We start from the raw sequence: 22,600 nt of genomic DNA, 5'->3' as shown, positions 1-22,600 counted from the left end.
TCAGTTCTTTCTTTTTATTCTATATTGATATTTGGGAACTTCTTTCGTACCATTATTCAGAATTTTATTCCCCATATATTTAAAACTCTTATCATCGTTGAACTTAACAGTCAGCTCACTTGTAATAACGGCATCATTACATATAAATGTATCACATACAGCATCAACAACCAACACACTGTTTCCCTCTCCGCTATCTCTTATTTCAACGACCTCCGGTAAAGATGTTCCAAAATGAGTAGGGCTATAATTTAAACGGCCTAATCGTTCCCAGTCATAAGTTTGATGTTCCGAATCAAATACTGCCCATTTTTTAATTTGATCTGCTGTTATCGGCAAAAACTCCATTATCAGATTTTCAAACTCTTCTGCCGGAATTCCACTTGAGTTACCTGAAAACTCATATCTCTCCCCGTATTTCATTCGATATAAATATTCATATAAACCATTATAATCTAACCCTTCCATATCAGATCTATCCCAATCAGAACATAAAAGATTATTCCCCTGATATCCAAGCAAATACACACACCTCTTTGAAACTTCCCTGCATTCATCACTTAAAGGTTTAATTCTTATCATAGAACTGCCATCAACCGCTTCTGATACTTCCGGATACTTTGGAACGCATAGCGTATAACCAAACCAGCCTTTTTCTGTATATTTCCATTCTTCTATCCTTGTATACGAAACATATACAATAGATGGATTGTCGTTCATACCCCAAACAGCTTTCACAGCCAGCAAATACATATCTGTCCCATCATAATTGAATTTGAGTCTTTCTATCCCACCATCCCTGTTAATCCTATATAAGACGATATCTCCTGTCAGATCCTGTTCTGCCCTGAAAAGAAATTCTTCCATTTTAGAATAATTAGCCATATTTGAATACGGTGCTGATGTAATAACGGGGACATTTTTTTCCTTTAATACTTCCTGCATTTCTTCCATTACTGTCTCAGAAACTACTATATTCGATGAAGTCCCTTTATCCGCCTTTTGATAAATGACTTTCATCTGATTCATAACATTCTTACAATCTTCAATAGCTTCTTCTTTCACGACTTCATCTACTGGCAAATCATATCCTCTTTCTTGTACAGCATAATTCGCAGTTTCCTGTGAAATATATTCTAAATCAGCCCCTTTACATTTTGTATTTCCTATGAAAAAGCATCCCGAAATAAATAAAACGCTCATCATCTTTTTCAGTTTTCTTTTTGTAATCATATCAATTATCTCCATAACATTCCTCCCACTTTTCGTCTGATAATCTTTCCGTATACCAGGTAACCTCTATTTCTGACCTTGATACATAATTGGATACATATTGAAATCTATCTTTATCTAACAGCCGAATGGTTACGCTATGACAAAACGCCTGATCTAATTCTTTTTGTGGCCATACCGCATTTACTTCCAGTGTTATTGTTCCATCTTGATTTTCTATGTAGGAAACAACTTCCGGATATGGAATATATGGTGTGGGAGCAAAATCATATACGATTCCTCTGGTTCGATACCGATATGTCTGTATTTCTGTGTGAAATACCGTTCCTGTCTGCAGTATCTCTGCGCTTATATTAAAATATTTTTGAAATATCGTTTCAAATGATTCTTTTGGGATTTCATAAGTCTTTCCTTCCTTAAATTCATCAGTTTTTTCTTCCATTGAAAGTAAACGATCAAAAACATCATAAAAATTTATTCCATCATAATTTTTTTCACTCCAATTAGAAGTAAACAATTTATTAAGTGTATATCCAAAAGGAAGTATATATTTTCGATTCAACTCCCGACATTTTTTATTTAACGGTGCTACCCGAAAGTCCCGATATCCAGACGGTCCATCATATCCTGCCGGATGATATTCTTCTATAAAGAAATGCCCGTTTTCTGTATATTTCCATGAATTAGCTCTAAACTCATGATAATATGTTTCCTGCCAAGTGTCCTCTTTCCATTTAAAAGAGCTTACTTCAACGTCTATTTTCCCCTGTTTGGTTTTCAGATCATACCGGATAAAATAATCCCCTGCTATAACTTGAAATATAGTAGTTTTTCCATTCTTCTCTTTTTCTGCTTTTTTCAAAAAATCATCTACTTTAATACTTTGAACCATATCCAGCTGATTGTAGGAATCAATTACTGCATATCCATATTTTCCAAAATAATCCATACTTTTTTGTATTGTACTCAGCTCATATAGTGCATTTTCTTTCACAGCATTCTCATATATGTTCCGATAGCCTTCTGCTAGCATTTCACACTCTCTGTAAATTTTTTCTTTCGTATCTTCAATTGTCTTTTTCTGCTCTTTCTTTATGCCACATCCACTACAGACAGCAAGAAAAATAACTCCCACAAATATTTTCCAAATTTTTTTCATATCATTTTCCTCTTACATTTGTAATATTTAAAGGTAAAAATTATTCATTACCAAGATATTCATCCAGTATCGCCTTATCCTTTTCCACCACATAACCGCTTCCTCCAATATCTTTCACATTCTCTACCATACTGATGAGCAAAATAGGATTCTTTGTATCTCTATCTGTAGTAAAAACTGTAAACCAGCCAATTTCTGTTCCAGATGTATCTTCTTTTGTAGCTTTCAGTTCCGCTGTTCCGGTTTTTCCTGCTAATCTAATGTCTTCCCGGCATGCTCCATAACCAGTTCCTTCCGGGTTATTCACTACACCCTCTAGCCCCTCCATAACCTCCGAAACAATTTGTGGTGAAAAAACATCTTTTATCCAGATTTCACTGGAAGTGCTTCCACCATCCGCGTGAAGATATGGCTTTATCATATTTCCATCATTTAGAAAAGCCGTATAAATGCTTGCAAGATGCAAAGGATTTACCAGAATCTGTCCCTGTCCATACCCACTGTCAGCAAGCTGGATTTCTGTTTCTATCTTGTCCATATTAGAATATTGGGACTCTGACATTTTAATATCAAATGGAAGTTCCTGATTAAATCCTATTTGATTTAGAGACTGCATCAGTTGATCCGCACCAATTTTTAATGCTGCTTTTGCAAAATAAATATTATCTGAATAAATAAGCGCATTTTTCAAGATCACAGGTTCATAATCATGAAGTGTAGTCACTGTATAATCTCCCCACGAGGAATCTTTCTGCCACGCCAGACCCTCATTTCCAAAATCGTCATTTGCAGTAAATGCCCCCACTTTTAATCCAATTGCAGCAATTACAGGTTTAAAAGTTGAGCCTGGACACCATGTCTGGCGAAAGCGGTTGTATAAAGGCCTGTCTTCATTTTCATTTAATGCACTCCACTGGCTATTGTCCATTCCACGTACAAAATCATTATTATCATAAGATGGCGTACTTACCAACGCCAGTACTTCCCCTGTATAAGGATTCAAGGCTACAGAACATCCTCTGTCTTCTTTAAATTGTTCATAAAGAGTACTTTGAAGATCGCCATCAATCGTAGTGTGGATATCTTCTCCATCTTTTTTAGGCTCATATGCAATGACACTTTTTTTATTTCCATTTGCATCTACAATACAGATCTCACACCCATCTGTCCCTTTTAATTCTTTTTCATAAAGCGTTTCCAGTCCCGTCTTTCCAATCACACTGTTTGTACGATACCCTTCCCCTTTATGTTCCTGCAAATCCTCGGCTGTAACCGCCTGTACATACCCTACCAGATGAGAGGCAGCTTCTTTTAGATAATAAGTTCGTACTTTTACATCAGATAACATAATACCTGGAATCTTCAATAATGTGTCCTGCTTTTCTTTTTCTTCCAGAACAGTTTCATCCGGATTCACTGTCAGAAGATCGACCTCTTGTATTTTAGGAATTGTTGCTACTGGTACAAAAGAATCTGCTTTTACCCAATCGGCTTTTAACTTATCCTCAATTTCGTCTGCTCCAATTCCAAGATACTCTGCCAGTTTTTTTATTGTATCTTCCCTGTTCTCCATTCTGCCCGGAACAATTCCTACCGAAGATGCAGTTCCCTCTCCAGCCAGCTGGCGACCATTTCTGTCTAAAATATTTCCTCTTTTTGCCTCTTCTAACGTTACCTGAACTTTATCCGTTGCAGATAACTCTGGAAAAATCAACTGATCCTGCCAGATTAAATGATATCCTGTCCAGTTATGTGAAAATACCGCATTGTTGGTAAATTCTACATTTCCTGCAGCAGTCTGCATATTTGTTGTATAGGAAACTGCCGCATTTCCGTTTTCTTTTCTTTTTGCTGTAATATCGGTTATGGACAGATCAGACATCTCAATGCCTTCATATATTTTAGAATTTCGTTCTATAAATTCTTCCTTACTGTTCATGCTGCTTTTTTTCTGATCCAGCATGGCATACATTTGCTCATATTCCCCTTTTTCAATATATTTCATATATTCCATTAGTCTTTTTTCAGGAACATTACGATTCATTATTGTTACAATACCGATTCCACCACCAATCAATATACCGCTAAATAAAACTATTTTTGTGATAGTCTTCGTGTGTTTTTTTCTTTTCGTTTTTCTCATATAGTTTTATTTCTCCTTTTTTCGTATTTTCTTAAATATTACACTTGTAATATTTAAACGTCAAGTTTTTTCTTAGGTTTATATATGTAAACAAGAGGAAAGATTTGGATAAAAAAAGAAAGGGCATCTCAAAGCTCTCTTTGATAAAGAACTTTACCGACACCCTGAGGTAATGGTTTCTCCGGATGTTTCCCAAACGCTATAATCACTCTCCAGAAGAACCAAAAACGATTTTTAATTTTTCTCTCAGAAAAAAAGAACTACTCTAAATCTGCAGATCTTTGAAATAACCCTGCTCGTTTCTTATAATCACAAACATATTCAGGCAACACATTCTTTGCTGGCAGATTATTATAGCGGAAAACGCAACAAATCCCTTTATTAACTTTTGTTCTATATAATTCCTGTACCAATCCTATTGTTTCATCATCTGAACAAAAGCTCTTCGGAATCTCCTACAATCCCTGATAATAACGCAAATCTGTTTACTATGTCCTCTCTGTCAGTATACAAGCCAGCTAATCTCTTTATTATAGTATCTAAATACTTCTTCCCAATTCCACTACTCAAAATTTCTTCAGTCACTGTTTCTGCAGATGTATTTTTATATCAGCCAGAGTTTCCCTGGCTGAATTCTTCCAATATATACCTGTTAACACTTCTCAATGCTGACACTTTTTCCTTCGCTTCTCATCTTTCACCTGCTATACTGCACTCTGGCTTGAATTCATTCCCCCTCTTCCAGTTCCGATTTATAATCTTCCAAGTCCATAAGAAAAGTCTCATAGCCTTCATCACTCATGCAGAACAGCTTTCTTAGGGTATTGCAGACAAGCCCGATCATATCCGCATCCCCTTTTAGAGATGGAATGATATGGTCGATTGCTTCCATTGTGTCATTTCTGTTTCCTTTATCAAACATTGCCGTTACTGAACATTCGTCTGTATCAAAGTTCATTGCCAGATTCATCATAATTCTACATCCCCCTTCTTATGTGCTTTGGATTTTTCTACTTCTTTATTTTCCTGCTCCTGTGCTTTTGCCCTTGCCTGAAACTCTTTCAACGACTGCAATACAGATTTTTTCAGTTCTCCTTTCATTATACAAGAATGAGGCGGTAATCGCAAACACAATCCACAATACAAAATGATGTTCTTTTTTTCTGGATATTTCTGTGATATACTTATACGCGGTCGTATCAGACCGGAAAGGAAATATTATGTTACAAAAATTATATGTTTTTTTCAGGAAAGAAACCGTTTTGTCAATTGCAGTGATCCTGGCGCTTCTTTCTATGTTCTGGGTCAGACCGGATAAGGCTTATTTTACTTATATCGATTTCAGGACTCTCGGGCTCCTCTTCTGTTTGATGGCAATTGTAGCTGGTTTGAAGGCTGTTGGTGTTTTTGATATACTTGCCAAAAAATTGCTGATGGGAACATCGGGAACTGTGGGTGCGATCAGGCTGTTGGTACTCTTATGTTTCTTCCTGTCAATGGTGATCACCAATGATGTGGCATTGATTACTTTTGTTCCTCTTGCACTGATCATTGTGCATAAACTGCCAAAGGAACTGGGCAATTACTGGCTTCTTAAAATAGTAGCCATGCAGACAATCGCTGCTAATCTCGGAAGCATGCTCACACCAATCGGAAATCCGCAGAACCTTTATCTATATGCCAGAGCAGGGATGTCCGCAGCAGAATTAATAACCCTGATGCTTCCCTATTCCGCCACAGCACTTATCCTTCTTCTGATATGGATACAGGTAGCCGCTGCCAAAGCACCTCACGTATGCGGTTCCGAAAAAAATAAAACTCTTTTGGGATTCTCTGGCAGAAAAGAACTTAACATGGAATATCTGGCCGCTTACCTGATCTTATTTACAATCTGCCTGCTCACTGTTGCACGTATCATTCCATACCAGATTCCTCTTGTATTGGTTCTTATATATATGTTGCTAAGAAACAGGGAAAATATAAGCAGGGTGGATTACTCCCTGCTTGCCACCTTTATCGCATTATTTATTTTTATCGGCAACCTTGGAAGGATTCCGCAATTCAGCAGTTTTCTGGAAAGAATCATGGCAGGAAGGGAAACACTTACTGCTGTTCTTGCCAGTCAGATTATGAGCAATGTTCCCGCTGCGCTTCTTTTATCCGGCTTTACAGATAATTACCAGGCTTTAATTGTCGGAACCAATATTGGAGGTCTCGGCACTCTGATTGCATCCATGGCAAGCCTGATAAGTTTCAAATATATTGCAAAAGAAAACAGGAATCTGAGAGGGAAGTATTTGGGAATATTCACAGCCTCCAATATTATATTCATGATATTCATGTTAATATTGTATTTTTTTCTTAGATAAAGGTTTTCCCGGAATTACAAAAGCTATAGCAATTCTTTCTTCGCAAAAAATTCTCCGCGGCACTCTCCCATCCTGGAAGAAAAGCCGCGGAGAAATAAATATATTTTCGGTGCCAATACAAAGATCATTAATCTTTACACCACTTTACAACTTTCAAATTGTCTTATAAATATAGTTTTTTCAACCTTCCTATTTTAGTTTTCTATATTCTTCATCACTTACCGGTTCAAGCCATTCATTGGAACTATTTTCGCCCGGAACTTCTATTGCCAGATGTGAAAACCATTCATTCGGTGCTGCGCCATGCCAGTGTTTCACTTCTGCCGGAATATTGATGCAGTCGCCTGGCTTCATTTCTACAGCTTCTTTACCTTCTACCTGATAATATCCTCTTCCGGCAACGCATACCAGAATCTGTCCGCCTCCACTTTTTGCATGATGGATATGCCAGTTATTTCTGCATCCTGGTTCGAATGTCACATTGAAAATTCCAACCTGAGAAGTAGAAATCGGTGCAAGAAAACTCCTGCCCGAAAAATACTGTGCAAAGCCATCGTTTGGTTCACCAATTGGAAATACCATCTCTTTTGCATGCGCCCGCATCGCTTCCTCTTCGTATGGCAAATCTCCCTCGCCTGTTTCCCACACTTCCTTTGCAAGATTGAAAACAGCCCATGCTTTTGGCCAACCTGCATAGAATGCGGCATGTGTGATCACTGCAGCAATCTCTTTTTGTGTCACACCATGATTTTTTGCATTTTGAAGATGATATCTTAAAGAAGAATCCGTAATTCCGGAAGCCATCAGAGCAACCACTGTAATAATGCTTCTTGTTTTTACGTCGATGTCCTGGTTATTCCAGTTTTCGCCGAAAAGTACATCATCGTTAAAATGTGCAAATTCCGGTGCGAATTCACCAAGTGTATTTCTTCCTGCTGTCTGTACTATTTTTCCCATATTCTGTATACCTCCATAACGCTGTTATTTATAAAGAGTTTACCCATTCAGTGATTTCCTGTTTCGTTCCACAATTTAACAGTCTGCCTTCTGTAATAACTGCGTCTGATGCAGATGACTGCAATTCTTTCACAGTGTTCCCAAATCCACTTCCTCCGGATGTTGCAAAAAGCACAATCTTTTTACCACTGAAATCGTAAGCTTCTAAAAATGTATTGATGATTGTCGGAGCCACATACCACCAGATTGGGAATCCCAGAAGGATCTCGTCATAAGAACTCATATCCATCTCTTTTTTCATAATCGCCGGTCTATATTTTTTATCACTCATTTCCACACTGCTTCTGGATTTTTTATTCATCCAGTCAAGATCAGGCTTTGTATATGGAACTTTCGGCTCAATCTCAAACAAATCCGCTTTTGCTTCCTCTGCGATCATCTGTGCTACTTTTTTTGTTGTACCGCTTGCACTAAAAAATGCCACTAATTTTTTACTCATAATAAAAAGCCCCTTTCTATACGTATTTTTCACAAAAAAATAGATGTATAAGATTTACATTCATCTTACACATCTATTTTAAGCTCTATCGCTTCATCATGTCTAATGCTTATATTGAATTTTGTTTTATGCCTGAAAAGCATTAATCTCCTCGATCATTTTACGGACTGCCAAAGAATATGGGATATTCCGTCGCCAGGCAATCACCGTACTAGTCTTGATTTCAGGAGAAATTCTTCGCTGTACAAGAATATCCTCTCGCCAATACTTTGCAGCACCCTCAATTGAAATTGGATACCCCAGTCCATTTGCCGCCATAACTCCGGCATTCGTTCCAAGATTACTCGTAAAAGCAATCTGTAATTTTGAAAAGTCTTTCCCAAACCAGTTGGCAAGTTCACTTTGAACGTTCATTCTTTCCGGCAGGATCAAGGGCTTTCCAATAAGATCTTCTTTTTTTATAAACTCTTTTTCTGCCAGCGGATCATCCGGCCGCATTCCGACACACCAGTGATCGCAATCTGTGATCCGGATATAATCCAGCCCTTCGGTGTCCACCGGCTCCATGAATAATGCAATATCTACAATTCCTTTGTTCATCATCTCATACACTGCATCTGCTGTTGCAGTATGCAATACAACCTGAACCAGCGGATATTTTTCTTTATATGTTTTACATATCTTCGCCAATGTCTCCACTGCTGCAAATTCACCGCATCCAATGGTTATCGTGCTCTCTACAACCTCTTCTTTTCCTTTCAGTTCCTCAAGCGTCCTTTCCTCAAGATTAAGAATCTCCAAGGCACGCCTTTTTAATAAAATTCCTTCATCAGTGAGCGATATTTTCTTCCCGTTTCGAATAAATAATGTTATTCCCAGGTCCTCTTCAAATGCCGCCATTTGTCTGGATAGCGTTGGCTGGGTAATATGCAATTGTTCTGCTGCTTTTGTAAAGCTCTGTTCTTTTGCTACTGTTAAAAAATAGCGTAATAATCTTAATTCCATATCTTTATATTCCTACAAATTTTTCTTGTAACCATTCTATCATATTGCATCCCAGACATATCTGCACAAAATACCGTGGGTTATTTTTGGGTTATTTTCTAACCGCCTATGCCCTTCAGACTGTGATTTTACTGGCTTTTGGGCGAAGCTTTCAAAGAGTGCCGTGGCATATAAATAGTATTTTTATCATTGTTCTTAAACGCCTCTTCCTTTTCCACTATTATAGCTGATCGTACTTGGCCGCACTCCCTTTTGCCTTATCTACCGGATACTTTGCTTCATTCTGCGACATCTTCATATTTATGATTTCATCTGCATCCAGTTCCAGTTTGTCTAACAGATTCTGACTATAAACCAAAACATCTGCCAATTCCTCCTTGACATGTTGCAGATCATATTCTTCATCAGACCACTGAAAACACTCTAATAACTCTGCTGCCTCAATTACGATTGATTTTGCAAGATTTGCCGGCGAATGAAACTGATCCCAGTTTCGATCTTCTGTAAATTTTCTAATTCTGTCTATTGTTTCATACTTCATAATTAAATACTCCTTTATTTTGCTACTTCTAACAATGCTTTCTGACAAAGTGAAATTTTTCAGACACGCTCTAATGTTTCATCAACACTATTTTATACATGCAGATTTTTCTGCATCTCTTCTTTAAATTCTCTTCCTTTAAACAATATCACTGCTACAAGAAACAGGAAACATATTAACGCTCCAAACATACTTACTGTTGGATTTTTCACCACTTTGCATAAGAGTAAAATTCCCGGAAGAATCAATCCGTATCCGGCAGCCATAATTTCGTAAATAAGATACTCTCGCACAGGGCATTTCCGCACCTTAGCGATTACAAACATCGCTGTAAGTGTAGATACACTCATGATTGGCAGCACAAGATCTACAGACCAACTGTGCCAACCGGTCAGTGCATCCCATATAAAGCAGATAATAGTACCGACAAAAAGCTGCCACATCGCATTTTTCAGCAGGTTATAGCGTTTAAAAAAGCCAATCGATGAGGCAATCCACATTGTCACAACGCCTCCGGCTGTAAATAAGGTCCAGCGAATTCTAGGATGGAAATTACACTCCGTAACAAGCATTGCTGCAACAATTGCAATACACAGAAAGCTATAAATTTTATAGACTTTCATTTCCTGTTCGCTTGGCTCATCTGTCTTTGGAAATTCAGGTTTTACTTTTTCAGATGCAATTCCCTGTTCTTTTAACAAGCGATAAAAATTACGTTCAATGTTCACTGTGTCGTATCTGGATGTAAATGCAAATGATAATTTATCCTGAAAAGAACACAAACACAATTCAAACTTAGGAGTGTTTGTGTACACACCAAATCGTTCAATATAAGGCACATAACTCGCATGCATTTTAACCGCACTCATATTAGAGAAGATTGCTGTCGTGTTCTTCTCTGAATATTTTGCCCCGGCCTGAATACATAGATTTTTCAGTTCCAAAGGTGCAAGCCTCAGAATCGGATGCAGTTCCAAAGCAAGCAACTCGCTGATATGTGCTGACATCTTTTCTTTTGTCAGTTCTGTCTCAAAAAATTCTTTCGTATATTTCAGTATTGCCTCAAAACTTTGATCTTGTGTAGTAAAATTATATCCCGGCTCAATCCAATTAAAAAAATTCAGCATCGATAAAGACGGGAAAAACTTTCTTAAGTTAACCGGAACCATTAACACGACCGGCTTTTTCTTTTGCATTTTAGACATTTCTTCATTTATTGCCATCATAAATAATGCTGTCAAAAAGACTGTCATAGATACTCCGAGTTCCCTGCTCCGCTTCAATACTGCCTGAACTGAAACAACAGATTCATGGACGTGCAGATGATTTCCATCTTTCTTTTTTCTCCGTATCTGGAAAGCATGTAGTTTTCTTTTTTTCGGTCGTTTCTGATCTTTTGAATAATATTTCAAAAAACTATCAACTTCTTGATCTTGTACCGTCATATCTTCTGGTAACAATGAAACTGGTTCTAATCCATTTACTTTGTGAATAAGATAGAGATAATTTTTTACCAGTTCTTTTAAAAATTCTGTCGCTCCTGTGCCATCTGTCAATACATGGAATACTTCGAAGTTGATTCGTTTTTTATAATAGGTTACTTCAAAAAGCAGTGTCTTCTTATCCTTTATATAGAGTCTACTACAAGGCTCTTTGTACTCTTCCTTTACAATCGGTCGTAAATTACATGGCTCAAGATAATGCCAGAATAATCCTTTGCGAAGCACCATTAAAAACGTAGGAAATGTTTCTATTGTCTGATTCAATGCTTCCTGCAAAACGTCAGGATTTACTTCTTCTTTCAATTCGCAGTAAAAACGAAACACTCTCGTATCTTTTTTATTACTGGCAGCAGAATATAATTTTGCTGCATTATCTAGTTTTCTCCAACGTGCTTTTTTCTTACTCACAGTGTTTCCTCTTTCAGAAATTCATTGATATAGGTGAAACTTTCCTGTACATGAAGCTGCTTGATCCCCAACGCAAAATATCCATGTAATGCATCTTTGATCCGATGTATCTCCACATAATTTCCAGCCTCTTTTAAGCGCTTCCCATATGCTTCCCCTTCATCTCGAAGTGGATCAAATTCACATGTAAGAATCAATGTATCAGGTTGATTCGCTAAATCTTCTGCTATGTATGGTGCAAAATAAGGATTCTTCTTATCCTCTTTATTTCTCGCATAAAGATCAATATAATCCTGCATCTTCCCAGCTGTCAAAAGATAATCTGTTCCATTTTCCTTAACAGATGGAAATGGTGAATTTTCTGTATAATCATTATATGTAGCCGGATAGATCAGTATCTGTCTTTTTGGCATAAATTCTCCACAATCTCTAGCCATCAAAGATAATGCTGCACAAAGATTCCCTCCGGCACTATCTCCGATCAATGTAATATTTTCGGGTTTTATGTTGAGCATAAAATCTCCGGAATATAATGTTTTCGCAACGGCATAACAATCTTCCAGACCTGCCGGGAATTTATCTTCCGGTGCCAGTCGGTATTCAACTGCAACTACATATTGTCCGGTTGCATTAGCAAGCCGGGCACAAATTCTTTCATAATTATCGATACTCTCTGTAACCCAGCCGCCGCCATGTATAAACAAAAGCATCTTTTTATCTTGAATATTATGTTTCTTTTCTTCACTCTCACGAAAACTTTTTTCAGTTGGAAAGAAAATACGAATCGGGACTGCATGACTCCCGTTATATATTTTCTCATCTATTTTTTTATAAAAAATCTTCATAGGATCCAATCGTTTTAAATCCGCCATATGACGAAATGCTTCTACTTCCACACCATCAAAAGACAGAGCTTTCAAAATCTTCTTCGCTGTCTGATTAATCAATACTATATTCTCCTTATACCCGTTCTTATGTCTGTAAAAGACTACGAGCCCATTATATCATAAAGTGCTTATTAAAGTGAATTTAATATTGCAAAAAGCACCAGCCAACTGAATGACTAGTGCTTTTAACATCAATATACTTTATTTTGTATAAACTGTATTCCCTTTTGCAATTACTTCAACAAGCTGAAGTTCCTGGTCAAGAATACAAAGATCCGCATCATAGCCTTCTTCAACCTTACCTTTTCCTTTGAGCCGAAGAATATCTGCCGGATTAGATGTAATTGTAGAAATAGCTATTTCTAAAGGAATTTCTGTTTTAAATACACATTCCTTTACTTCCTTCAGAAGGCAGCTGGACTGTCCAACGCCCATTCCAAGGAATTCACCATCACTACTGTACATCGGAAGGCTTCCCTGTCCATCAGAAGAAATTGTCATACGGTCAGGATTTACTCCTGCATCCAGCATCCGTTTGATACCATTACATACACGTACCTCATCACAGATAGTTTCCCAATAGTCAATATCTTCATTTCCGGTAAAGTCTACTGCTCCGCCTTTCAGCGCATACTCGATCGACTTGCCAAAAAGCATCTCATTTCGATTGATATGTGTTGGCAGTATTTGAGAAGCCGGTATCTCTGTCTCATCTACCACTCGTTCAATAAGATCTAAGCATCTCGGACTGTCGCCAAGATGAACATTTACAATACCAGCTTTCCCGGAAAGAACACCGCCAAGTCTTGTATCCGCAACGACACGTACAAATTCCTCAAAAGTCGGCTGTGAAGAACGATGATCAGAGATCGCGATTTCTCCGGTTCCAATGATTTCCTGAATCATCATAATATCTTTGACAATACTGTCAGTCAACGTGTGAACCGGAATCTGATAACTGCCTGTATAACAGTATGCAGACATTCCCTGCTCATTCAATCCTTTTGTCTTTGCAACCAGTGCACACATATCACGACCGATTCCATCTGTTCCAAGGCAGCCAACAACTGTTGTTACTCCAAACTTCGTAAGTCCTTCCATAGTTGCTTCCGGAGTACGATTGGCGAATCCACCTTCGCCACCGCCTCCAAGTACATGAACATGACAGTCAATGAATCCCGGAGTTAAAAGTAACCCCTCTCCATTGATCATTTCTGCCTCAGAAAGAAATCCGTCTGCGCATATAGAGCCTGCATCTTTAATCTTGACAATCTTATCATTGATTATAAGTACATCTTTTTTCCCCAGATGCTGTGGGGCATAGACATCAATATTCTGAATTAATTTCATCATAAATCACTCTCAATTATCAAATGTATGTTTTAGAATCCAGTTCCAACTGCAATAAGAATTGTAATAATTGCACCAATCATTAATACACCAAGGAATTTCCACATGAATTTAATCCAGTTAGACCACTCAATCTTTGCAATTGCAAGAGATCCGATCAGACATCCTGATGTAGGAACAATCAGGTTTGTAAATGCATCACCAAGCTGGAATGCAACTACAGCTGTCTGACGTGAAACACCTAACAGGTCTGACAGTGGAGCCATGATTGGCATTGTAATCGCAGCCTGTCCGGTTCCGGATACAACGAAGAAGTTGAATACGGACTGGAACAGATACATAAGTACTGCTGCAACTGCTCCGGAAACTCCAGACAGTGCATTTGAAATATTATACATAATTGTATTAATAACCGTAGGTGTTGTCGGATCAGATCCACCAAGAACCTGCATGATGCCCTGTGCCATAGCAACAACAAGTGCAGCACCGATCAGGTCTTTTGCTCCATCTTTGAATGATGTTGCGATATCATTCAGTTTCATATCGTTCAGTTTAAAGATAACTCCAATCACACCGGAAACAATTCCCATAATGAAGAACTGAGTAGCAATCTCCGGCATGTAGTATCCTTGAGTCATAACTCCCCAAACTACCCATACTACTGTAGCAGCCAGTGTCAGAAGAACTAAAATGTGTCCAAGACCAAATGAATGTCCTTCGTCAATTCCTGTTTTTTCATTCTGCTCACGGAAATATGCATCGGTCTTATATGCGATTGAGATTGTCGGAGTCTTTTTGATCTTTGATGCATAGAACATAGTCATTCCACAGCCGAGTACTGTAAATACTACCCACATTACCATACGGAATCCTGCTCCAGAGAATACGTCAATACCTGCAATACCCTGTGCAATACCTACAGAGAATGGATTCATCCATGATGAACCGAAACCAATCTGTGTTGCAACATAAGTAACAAGAACTGCGATAACTGAATCGTATCCAACTGCAACAAACAATGGACAAAGAATCATAGTAAACGGAAGTGCTTCTTCTCCCATTCCAAAAACTGCTCCACCAAGAGAAAACAGTACGAAAAGTATCGGAATCAGCAGTTTTTCTGCTCCCTTTGCCTTACGGATCAATCCAATCAATCCGGATTCAATCGCTCCTGTACGGATCATGATACCGAATGCACCGCCTACTACCATAAGAAATGCGATAATCTCGATTGCAGAACTGCTTACGATTCCGTTATACATATAGTTGAAGAATCCTGTTCCACCATCTCCACTAAAGAGTGCTACTCCTTCTGTTACTACATTTCCTGCATCATCTGTCAGATACTGGAAACTTCCGTCTTTGATTACCGTACGGGTTTTCTCAACACCATTGATCATGTACGAAATATCCTGTGTTTCGTAAAATCCCTTTGGTACAAGGAAAGTCAGAAGTGCAGCGACAACAACTACTAAAAAGATAATAATGTAGGTGTCAGGCACTTGAAACCCCTTGTTAAAAGACTTTAACCCTTTTCCTTCTTTTTTGCTCATTTTCGAGTTTCCCTCCCATTTTTGATATACTATATCAGTGTACCATAGAATGCCTAAAATATAACTAAAAATTTACATATTTTATCAATTTTTGTCATTTCCCTGTATTTTTATACATCAAAAGATAGGTGTTTTATTCAATCAATCACATCATTCTGAAATCTTGACAAATGTTCATAAGGTAATATCAGTCTTCCCCTGAACAGTCCGCACCCATCATTGATCAGACTGTTATCTACTGCGGAAAACATATTTACATCCAGATCTGCCAGTTCCAGCTGCAAAAGACGCATGCCCCGTTCATAGGCTTCATCAAAATAAACGCACTCGCCTTCTGGAATAGCATCACGTCTTGCACGCTCATCCTGCTGTTTCTTCTCATATCCCAGATGATTCGCCGGACCAATTTCCGCAGTGTCATCCATTTTCTGAGTACGTAGCTGCACCTCCATGAAAGAACGGGAACTGTTATCATAAACTGTGATATGTAATGACTGATATCCTTCCCCGCTGGTTCCACAGATATAATCCCGGTAATACATCTTCACATCTTCATTAAGAAGCGGCGACGTACTTTTCTTTACTCCATAGGCAGACTCCACCGTAAACCCTCGTTCTTCCAGGAACCCGGGAAGAACATTGGCAATCTCATAAAGATAGCGGATCGACGCCGTTTCCTGATCTTCTCCTGGTTTCAGATGACACTTGGGCATACACAACACAATTCTGTATGCAATAAAATCCCGAAAACAACTGAGTTTATTTTTCAGTTCCGATACAGGAGGATAGGTTCCATGTTTTGTATAATAATCGTAAATATATTCCACAATATAGCCGTTAAATTTCTCTTCTGCCCGGATCAGCGATTTGATCCTTCCTTTAAATGTAAACGCAAGAAACGGATATTCATGAGCCATATATTTATAAAATTCCCGGATCTTCTGGGACTGGGCCGTAAGGAAATCATTGTGTTCTAAAAGCTCTGTGATCTGAATCAGGAAATTCACATGCATCATATCAATCTCATTATGAGTAAGTTTCGCTTCTTTTCTCAGATCCCGGGTATATTTCTGTAAAATTTTTAAAACCGTATCTCCTGAATACAGATAATCATTTAATGTAATCATAAGTTTTTCCTCTTTTGGAGTTATAGCGTGTTTGAAGATTGTAGAAATGATTTTTCAAACACGCTATAATCTATAACCGAAATTTAGTTTTTCATTAATTTTAATGCTTTGTCAATATATCTACTGTTCTGTCAGCCTTTAACCAAACTGCTTCTTTTTCTTCATGAGTAACAAAGATCAACGTCTTTCCCTCCGTCTTTTTCAAAATATAATCAATTGTTTTTGCTCTGGTTTTTTCATCAAGACCTCTGAGAGGTTCATCCATGATCACACAGTCTGATTCAGCCAGCAATGCCCTCAGGATAGATACTCTCCTACGCATTCCTCCACTCAGTTCACGAACCGGTTTCTGCCATATCTCAGTAAGCGCAACTGCTTTATACGCCTCCTCCAGTTCTCTGTCTGTTATTGTTTCTGTACATACCAGTCTTATATTAGAAGCAGCGCTCAGATTTTCACACAGACGATCTTCCTGAAATACTGCACTGAGTTTCCTGTCACTTACCCCTTCTATTTTCCCCTTATCCGGAATATCCAGTCTCAGAAGAAGCCGTATCAGTGTTGTTTTGCCACATCCGGATCTTCCTCTGATACAAGTGGTTTTCCCTTCCGGAAAAACACAGGACAAATCTTGCAGTACCTGCTGTTCTCCGTATGCTTTACTAATATGATCTACCTTTATATCCATATCTCTTCTCCGCCTGTAACAGACCTCATAAATAATGCATTTAAGAGGATTATCATAAATCAAAATTTCCGTTATCTATGTTCTATCATATAAACTACTCTGCTTACAATTCCAAGAAAACACTTTTCAAATACAAAACTGATCACAATTATCACAATTGTCCACGCAAAAAGATCCGGAGTATTCAGATATATTTTTGCATTATACAATTTCTCACCAATAGAACCTGAAGGTACTCCGATAACCTCTGCTGCCACTCCTGCCTTCCAGCACATTCCAAGAGAAAGCCTGCATGCTGAGAGAAAATAAGGCAGTACCTGCGATACATAAATATACCTGATCTGTCTTCTGAGATTCACACGAAATACTTTTGCCATTTCCAGTATCTTCCTGTCCGTCTGTCGTATTCCCTCAAGGATATTTGTATATATCACCGGCAGAACCATAAGAAAGGAAATAAAAACTGACAGATTTTTCGAAGGAATCCATATCAGGCACAAAATAATAAAAGATGCCACAGGTGTAGATTTGACCACTGCGATCACAGGTGCTGTCAGGATTTCCACTGTTTTTGACCAATATGCCCACACTGCCAGAAAGATTCCCAGAAGCACAGCCAGAAGAAATCCTGTCACAATGCGTACAAAACTAAATCCGACAGACTGCCAGAAATTTCCGCTGAAAATCAGTTCAAAAAGCTTTCGGACAACAGAAACAGGAGATGCCAGAAGGATCTCCTGTTTCAGATACATACTCGCAAACTGCCAGATTGCAATCCAGAAAAGTACTGCTAATATGTGAATTCCTGTATATTTCGTTCCATTGTCAGTTTTTGCTCTATCGTTTGTAATAGAATGCATCATCCGGCAACTGTCCTCCTATAATCTCAGGATTCTGATCATCCAGGGTTGCCAGATATCCTGAAAGCATGGTTTTCATCTCATCACCTTCAATAAACACAATACTGCAGTCAGGGATTGCTTTCTGCGCAACTTCTTTTGCAATAATATCATGATCTCCTATGATCTGGGCCGCAGCTTCTGTGTCACTATTAACAAAATCTACAGATGCTTTATAAGCATCCATAAAATCATTTACTTTATCTGCATGATCCTGAACAAACTCATTGTTCGCGATCACAACTCCTGTCACCAGTTTACTTCCGTCATCCATGGAATCTTCCCACAGTTTGTTCAGATCCAGGGCAACCTTCAGCTTATCGTTTTTCATCAGCGCTGTAGTTACAAAAGGCTGCGGAAGAAGTCCGACTGCTGTCTGATCCTGCACAAGTGCGGAGACTACCTCTGCGTGCTCAGATTTAAATTCAACAGTCACATCTTTTTCAGGGTCGATTCCATTCGCTTTAAGAACAGAGTTCAGAGCATATTCCGGAGTTGCACCCTTTCCACTGGCATAAATGGTCTTTCCCTTAAGATCCTCCACAGATTTTACACTGTCTCCATTCTCTACAAGATAGAGAACACCCAACGTATTGACCGCCAGGACACTGACATCCTTATCTGTCTTCTGATACAACGTTGCTGCCAGATTTGCCGGAACAGCTGCAATATCAAGCTTGTCCTGTACTACCATCGGAACAATCTCATCCGGAGATGCAGCAATCGTAAAATCGTATCCGTCTTCATCAAGAAGCTGCGCCATTCCCATTGCTGTCGGACCTTTCAGGGCGCCTATCCGGACAGCATCCGAAGATGATCCTTCGGATGCCCATACGCTGACCTCTCCAGTGTTACCGGTCAATCCTGCACAGATACACAAAGCCATTGCACAAATCATCAATTTTCTTTTCATTTTACTCAACATCCTTTCTTTATTTAAGAATTTAAAAATCATTTACAGCAGTTCAGAAAAATAATACAAATAAGGCGCAAAACTCTGTCTTTATGTCCCTGATTTCAAATCTGCCAGTATTTTTCTTAATTTACTTCCATAATCTTTTCCTGCTGCCCAGCCACCGCCATAAGGATTTTCCTGGATTCCCAGCCATTCCACGTAAGGCGCCGTCTCTCTTGTCACGTAATCAAAGCGTTCATCTACACATTCCTGATTCAGGGAATCTGTGGAGGCGTAGGCTTTGAGATGCTGAACCTGAGCACGTATTCCTGTTCTTACATCCGGAAATGCGATTCCTTTGACTCCACCTCCGGTTGTTCCAAGACCTGCGAAATTGAACTGGTCGATTCCCGCATCACCACCGAAACTCAGCCATCCGGTTTCCAGCATTGCCTGCGCAAAAACTACTTCACCACGTACATTCTCGGCATTTGCCTCCTCTACAATAATATTGCAAAAGATATCTATATCAGATGCTCCGCCGCCACTGAGTTCTTCAGATGGGTAAGTGCATCCCTGACTGTTGTATAATGAACACATTTCATCGACGGAAACAGTTGTTCCACCCATAATCGTGTAGTATCCATAAGTATTATCTGTCGGGTCTTCATCGGAGATAATTTCTTCTCCGTTATTTTCTGCATTTTCGAGATATTTAGGTTTGGAGATCTGTCCCTCTCCTGAATGATCAGTTTCCTGACTGTTTTTTTCTGCACTATCAGTTGTTTTAGCTATCGTGTCGTCATCTGGGGTATCTGCAGCATTGTCTGCTGCGCTGTTTTCTGTATCAGTGGACGCTATCCCTTCACTGGCACTTACCAAAGCAGGTGCCCCGAACATCAGGGCACCTGTTATTGTCATAAGCAGCCAGAAATATTTTCCCGGCACTTTTTTCATCTTATGCGTTTACCTTTCTCATTGCAGCTTCTACCACATGACCAACCAGTACAGAAGTTGTTACACTTCCAACACCGCCAGGTACAGGTGTAATAGCATCTACGATAGGCTCTACTGCTGCGTAATCAACATCACCGCAGAGTTTGCCTTCTGCATTTACGTTGATACCTACATCGATGATTGTCTGGCCTTCTTTTACATATTCGGCACCAACAACACCGGCGCGGCCTGCTGCTACAATAATGATATCTGCTTCACGTGCTACAGACGGCATATCTACAGTTCTTGTGTGGCAGATCGTAACAGTTGCGTTCTTTTTAACCAGCATCATTGCTGCAGGTTTACCAACAACAAGGCTTCTTCCGATTACTACTGCCTTTTTGCCTGTGCAGTCGATTCCGTAATGATCAAGGATTTCCATACAAGCCTGTGGTGTACATGGCGGGAAACCAATCTTCTTGCCTGTGAATACACCGGACATGGAAAGGTCTGTCATACAGTCAACGTCTTTTTCAGGAGCAAGTGCATTCTCGATCACTGCCTGATCCAGATGTTTTGGAAGCGGACGGAATAATAATACGCCGTGAATGCTGTCATCTTTGTTTACTTTATCGATTGTTGCAAGAAGTTCTTCCTGGGAAACATCTTCCGGAAGTAAGATTTTCTCACATGCAACGCCTAAAGTTTCACAGCGTTTTGTTGCTCCTCTTTCATAGGAGATATCGCTTGGGTTTTCACCAACACGGATGATGCAGAGGGTAGGATTTACTCCTTTTCCCTGAAGCTCTGCTACGTTTGCTTTGATTTTCTCGTTTAATGCTGCTGTTACTTCTTTACCTAATAACTGCTTAGCCATTTGTCGTTCCCTCCGAAATTATACGTTATTATTCTATACTGTATCTGAATGATTTCAGCATAACCGTCTCATAAATCATATGCACTCTGTAAAAAAATACATCTCAATAAATAATGTTACACTTTATTAAAAGAGACGGAAAACAATACAGAAATTTCTATTTTACTATTATTTCAGTCTGCCAAGTACGCTGTTGAATGTATCATCTGCGATCTTTGTATATTTCTCAAGCATGGCATCTGCTTTTCTGTTTAATTCTTCTGCATACTCTCTGTCAGCCATGGATTTTGTGTTGATGTATACGTTCAGGCTGGCACCCTGTAATGCTGCTTTACAGAAAGCTGCACCAACGCCTGCATCACTGATGGCAAGCTTAGAGCCTTTTGCACCGAATTCTACGATCAGTTCAATTGCTTCACAGCATTTCTCCATGATTTCCATTGGTACAGAGCAGGCATCTTTTAATACGATCTCCATGACTCTGGCTTTCTCAGCTTTCTCTTCTTCTGTTTCCTTTGGCATTCCATATGCCTTTGATAATGGCTCGAATACTTCTGCATCACGCTCGATCAGACGAAGGAAATCCTTCTGTAACTGATCGCATTTTGCTTTTAATTCGTACATTTCGTCTTCAACATCCGCATATTTCTTTTTTCCTACAGTAAGGCTTCCTACCATATTTCCAAGAGCAGTTCCTACTGCACCAACTAATGCAGACGCACCGCCGCCGCCCGGAACCGGAGCCTTAGATGCCAGAACTTCAACGAATTCTGTACATGTACTTGTTGAAAATCCCATTTTTTCTCCCTCTTTCTTTTTGTTTATATTTACTTATCTGACTCTGATATCCGCAGATTATTCTGCAATCTCTATAATCCTGATATCATTTGTCATTTCTGAACGCATTTCAGGTATGCTTTCAGAGAACCAATGATCACATCTCCCATAACTGCCATATCCTCTGCCTGAAAAGAAACAGGGAAGTTGTCAGAAAAGAGAATCTGTGAAGACGGCGGAAATTCCTCATCGCCCTCCCAGAGGATCATCTGTATTTTATATTCCGGAAAAATTTCTACTTCATAGGCAATATCTCCATGCTTTACAGGTATGGCACTGATATGCTCCATGATCGCCCTGAAATCTCCCGGACGGTTACCATAGGAAAATGCCAGACGTTTGATACATCTGCCGTCAAACTGTCTTAAATATACTTCTCCCCATGGCATCTCCCGGTATGTCTTAAATTTTCCGGAACTCTCAGACTTCACACCGTTTAAAAGAAAACGAATCGTCAGGATCCTTGCATAGATCATGTTCTCCAGTGGATAAAAACCTTTATCATCCGGAGTATGTGTTACTTCAAAATCCGGCCATGTAATCTGATACTGTGTTCCAAGAAAAGTTAAAGTAAGTTTTTTTGCTTCTTCATCGTAAGGAATAGACAGTCTGGAAGCAATTTCCTTCGGATCTGCAGTTGCAAACTCCTGAGTATAATGCTCCCATGGCATTCTTTCCTTACTGTCTTTTTCATAATTTAAGTCATTTAAGCTAAACGCCATATAAATCTCCATA

General features: G+C 39.0%; 21 protein-coding genes. 1 reads left to right on the top strand and 20 read right to left on the bottom strand.

The annotated features are described in order from the left end of the window. The 4 genes from LJE12_RS08670 to LJE12_RS08655 all read right to left on the bottom strand — a co-directional run bounded on the left by LJE12_RS08670 (nucleotide 1) and on the right by LJE12_RS08655 (nucleotide 5,508). On the bottom strand, nucleotides 1-1,248 hold the full coding sequence (locus LJE12_RS08670) for a DUF6070 family protein (protein WP_227226336.1): 1,248 nt from the start codon (nucleotides 1,246-1,248) through the stop codon (nucleotides 1-3). Further along, nucleotides 1,235-2,392, bottom strand: coding sequence for a DUF6070 family protein (locus LJE12_RS08665; protein ID WP_015541269.1), 1,158 nt, complete (start codon nucleotides 2,390-2,392; stop codon nucleotides 1,235-1,237). The genes LJE12_RS08670 and LJE12_RS08665 overlap by 14 nt, the downstream gene beginning before the upstream one ends. A 40-nt stretch (nucleotides 2,393-2,432) precedes the next feature. After that, nucleotides 2,433-4,535, bottom strand: coding sequence for a penicillin-binding transpeptidase domain-containing protein (locus LJE12_RS08660; RefSeq protein ID WP_227226338.1), 2,103 nt, complete (start codon nucleotides 4,533-4,535; stop codon nucleotides 2,433-2,435). A gap of 727 nt (nucleotides 4,536-5,262) precedes the next feature. Continuing rightward, nucleotides 5,263-5,508, bottom strand: a complete 246-nt coding sequence (locus LJE12_RS08655; protein WP_227226340.1) for a transposon-transfer assisting family protein — start codon at nucleotides 5,506-5,508, stop codon at nucleotides 5,263-5,265. Between the two features lie 247 nt (nucleotides 5,509-5,755). Here LJE12_RS08655 and LJE12_RS08650 point away from each other — a divergent pair, with 247 nt between their 5' ends. Further along, nucleotides 5,756-6,904 carry an SLC13 family permease gene (locus LJE12_RS08650; protein WP_227226341.1) on the top strand — a complete coding sequence of 383 codons (1,149 nt, stop codon included), beginning with the start codon at nucleotides 5,756-5,758 and terminating at the stop codon, nucleotides 6,902-6,904. Nucleotides 6,905-7,093: 189 nt separating this feature from the next. On the opposite strand, the gene LJE12_RS08645 is transcribed toward LJE12_RS08650, so the two are convergent. From LJE12_RS08645 to LJE12_RS08570, 16 genes are all read right to left on the bottom strand, one after another. Next, a complete protein-coding gene (locus LJE12_RS08645; protein WP_227226344.1) occupies nucleotides 7,094-7,861 on the bottom strand; it encodes a carboxymuconolactone decarboxylase family protein in 768 nt (255 codons plus the stop codon). Nucleotides 7,862-7,889: 28 nt separating this feature from the next. Then, nucleotides 7,890-8,360 carry a flavodoxin gene (locus LJE12_RS08640; protein ID WP_026648204.1) on the bottom strand — a complete coding sequence of 157 codons (471 nt, stop codon included), beginning with the start codon at nucleotides 8,358-8,360 and terminating at the stop codon, nucleotides 7,890-7,892. A gap of 126 nt (nucleotides 8,361-8,486) precedes the next feature. Then, entirely contained in the window at nucleotides 8,487-9,365 is an 879-nt protein-coding gene (locus LJE12_RS08635) for a LysR family transcriptional regulator (RefSeq protein WP_227226346.1), read from the bottom strand. A gap of 220 nt (nucleotides 9,366-9,585) precedes the next feature. Next, nucleotides 9,586-9,906: a nucleotide pyrophosphohydrolase gene (locus LJE12_RS08630; protein ID WP_008703857.1), complete on the bottom strand. Its 321-nt coding sequence runs from the start codon at nucleotides 9,904-9,906 to the stop codon at nucleotides 9,586-9,588. Between the two features lie 92 nt (nucleotides 9,907-9,998). Then, nucleotides 9,999-11,816: a DUF6320 domain-containing protein gene (locus LJE12_RS08625; protein WP_227226348.1), complete on the bottom strand. Its 1,818-nt coding sequence runs from the start codon at nucleotides 11,814-11,816 to the stop codon at nucleotides 9,999-10,001. Then, complete coding sequence (locus tag LJE12_RS08620) at nucleotides 11,813-12,763, bottom strand: alpha/beta hydrolase (protein ID WP_020994037.1); 951 nt, start codon at nucleotides 12,761-12,763, stop codon at nucleotides 11,813-11,815. The genes LJE12_RS08625 and LJE12_RS08620 overlap by 4 nt, the downstream gene beginning before the upstream one ends. 141 nt (nucleotides 12,764-12,904) lie before the next feature. Continuing rightward, nucleotides 12,905-14,053, bottom strand: a complete 1,149-nt coding sequence (gene iadA, locus LJE12_RS08615; RefSeq protein WP_118587757.1) for a beta-aspartyl-peptidase — start codon at nucleotides 14,051-14,053, stop codon at nucleotides 12,905-12,907. Between the two features lie 32 nt (nucleotides 14,054-14,085). Further along, nucleotides 14,086-15,606 carry a putative basic amino acid antiporter YfcC gene (gene yfcC, locus LJE12_RS08610; protein WP_227226350.1) on the bottom strand — a complete coding sequence of 507 codons (1,521 nt, stop codon included), beginning with the start codon at nucleotides 15,604-15,606 and terminating at the stop codon, nucleotides 14,086-14,088. Between the two features lie 137 nt (nucleotides 15,607-15,743). Continuing rightward, the gene (locus LJE12_RS08605; protein WP_062807829.1) at nucleotides 15,744-16,733 is read right to left on the bottom strand and encodes a guanosine polyphosphate pyrophosphohydrolase; all 990 of its coding nucleotides are present in this window, start codon (nucleotides 16,731-16,733) and stop codon (nucleotides 15,744-15,746) included. 100 nt (nucleotides 16,734-16,833) lie between these two features. Next, nucleotides 16,834-17,421: an ATP-binding cassette domain-containing protein gene (locus tag LJE12_RS08600; protein WP_025577060.1), complete on the bottom strand. Its 588-nt coding sequence runs from the start codon at nucleotides 17,419-17,421 to the stop codon at nucleotides 16,834-16,836. A gap of 71 nt (nucleotides 17,422-17,492) precedes the next feature. Further along, entirely contained in the window at nucleotides 17,493-18,281 is a 789-nt protein-coding gene (locus LJE12_RS08595) for an ABC transporter permease (protein ID WP_055059624.1), read from the bottom strand. Continuing rightward, nucleotides 18,259-19,233: an ABC transporter substrate-binding protein gene (locus LJE12_RS08590; protein WP_055059585.1), complete on the bottom strand. Its 975-nt coding sequence runs from the start codon at nucleotides 19,231-19,233 to the stop codon at nucleotides 18,259-18,261. Before LJE12_RS08590 ends, LJE12_RS08595 begins: the two co-directional genes overlap by 23 nt. A gap of 90 nt (nucleotides 19,234-19,323) precedes the next feature. Further along, nucleotides 19,324-20,172, bottom strand: coding sequence for a glucosaminidase domain-containing protein (locus LJE12_RS08585; RefSeq protein WP_227226352.1), 849 nt, complete (start codon nucleotides 20,170-20,172; stop codon nucleotides 19,324-19,326). Nucleotide 20,173: 1 nt separating this feature from the next. Further along, a complete protein-coding gene (locus LJE12_RS08580; RefSeq protein ID WP_008703871.1) occupies nucleotides 20,174-21,028 on the bottom strand; it encodes a bifunctional 5,10-methylenetetrahydrofolate dehydrogenase/5,10-methenyltetrahydrofolate cyclohydrolase in 855 nt (284 codons plus the stop codon). 168 nt (nucleotides 21,029-21,196) lie between these two features. Beyond that, nucleotides 21,197-21,826: a cyclodeaminase/cyclohydrolase family protein gene (locus tag LJE12_RS08575; protein ID WP_008703872.1), complete on the bottom strand. Its 630-nt coding sequence runs from the start codon at nucleotides 21,824-21,826 to the stop codon at nucleotides 21,197-21,199. A 92-nt stretch (nucleotides 21,827-21,918) separates the two neighbouring features. Beyond that, nucleotides 21,919-22,587, bottom strand: coding sequence for a DUF3786 domain-containing protein (locus LJE12_RS08570; RefSeq protein WP_022380770.1), 669 nt, complete (start codon nucleotides 22,585-22,587; stop codon nucleotides 21,919-21,921). Between the last annotated feature and the right edge of the window lie 13 nt (nucleotides 22,588-22,600).

Source organism: Blautia sp. DFI.6.71, from assembly GCF_020593585.1.
GTDB lineage: Bacteria > Bacillota > Clostridia > Lachnospirales > Lachnospiraceae > Blautia_A > Blautia_A wexlerae.
This window is presented reverse-complemented; position numbering and strand designations above follow the sequence as displayed.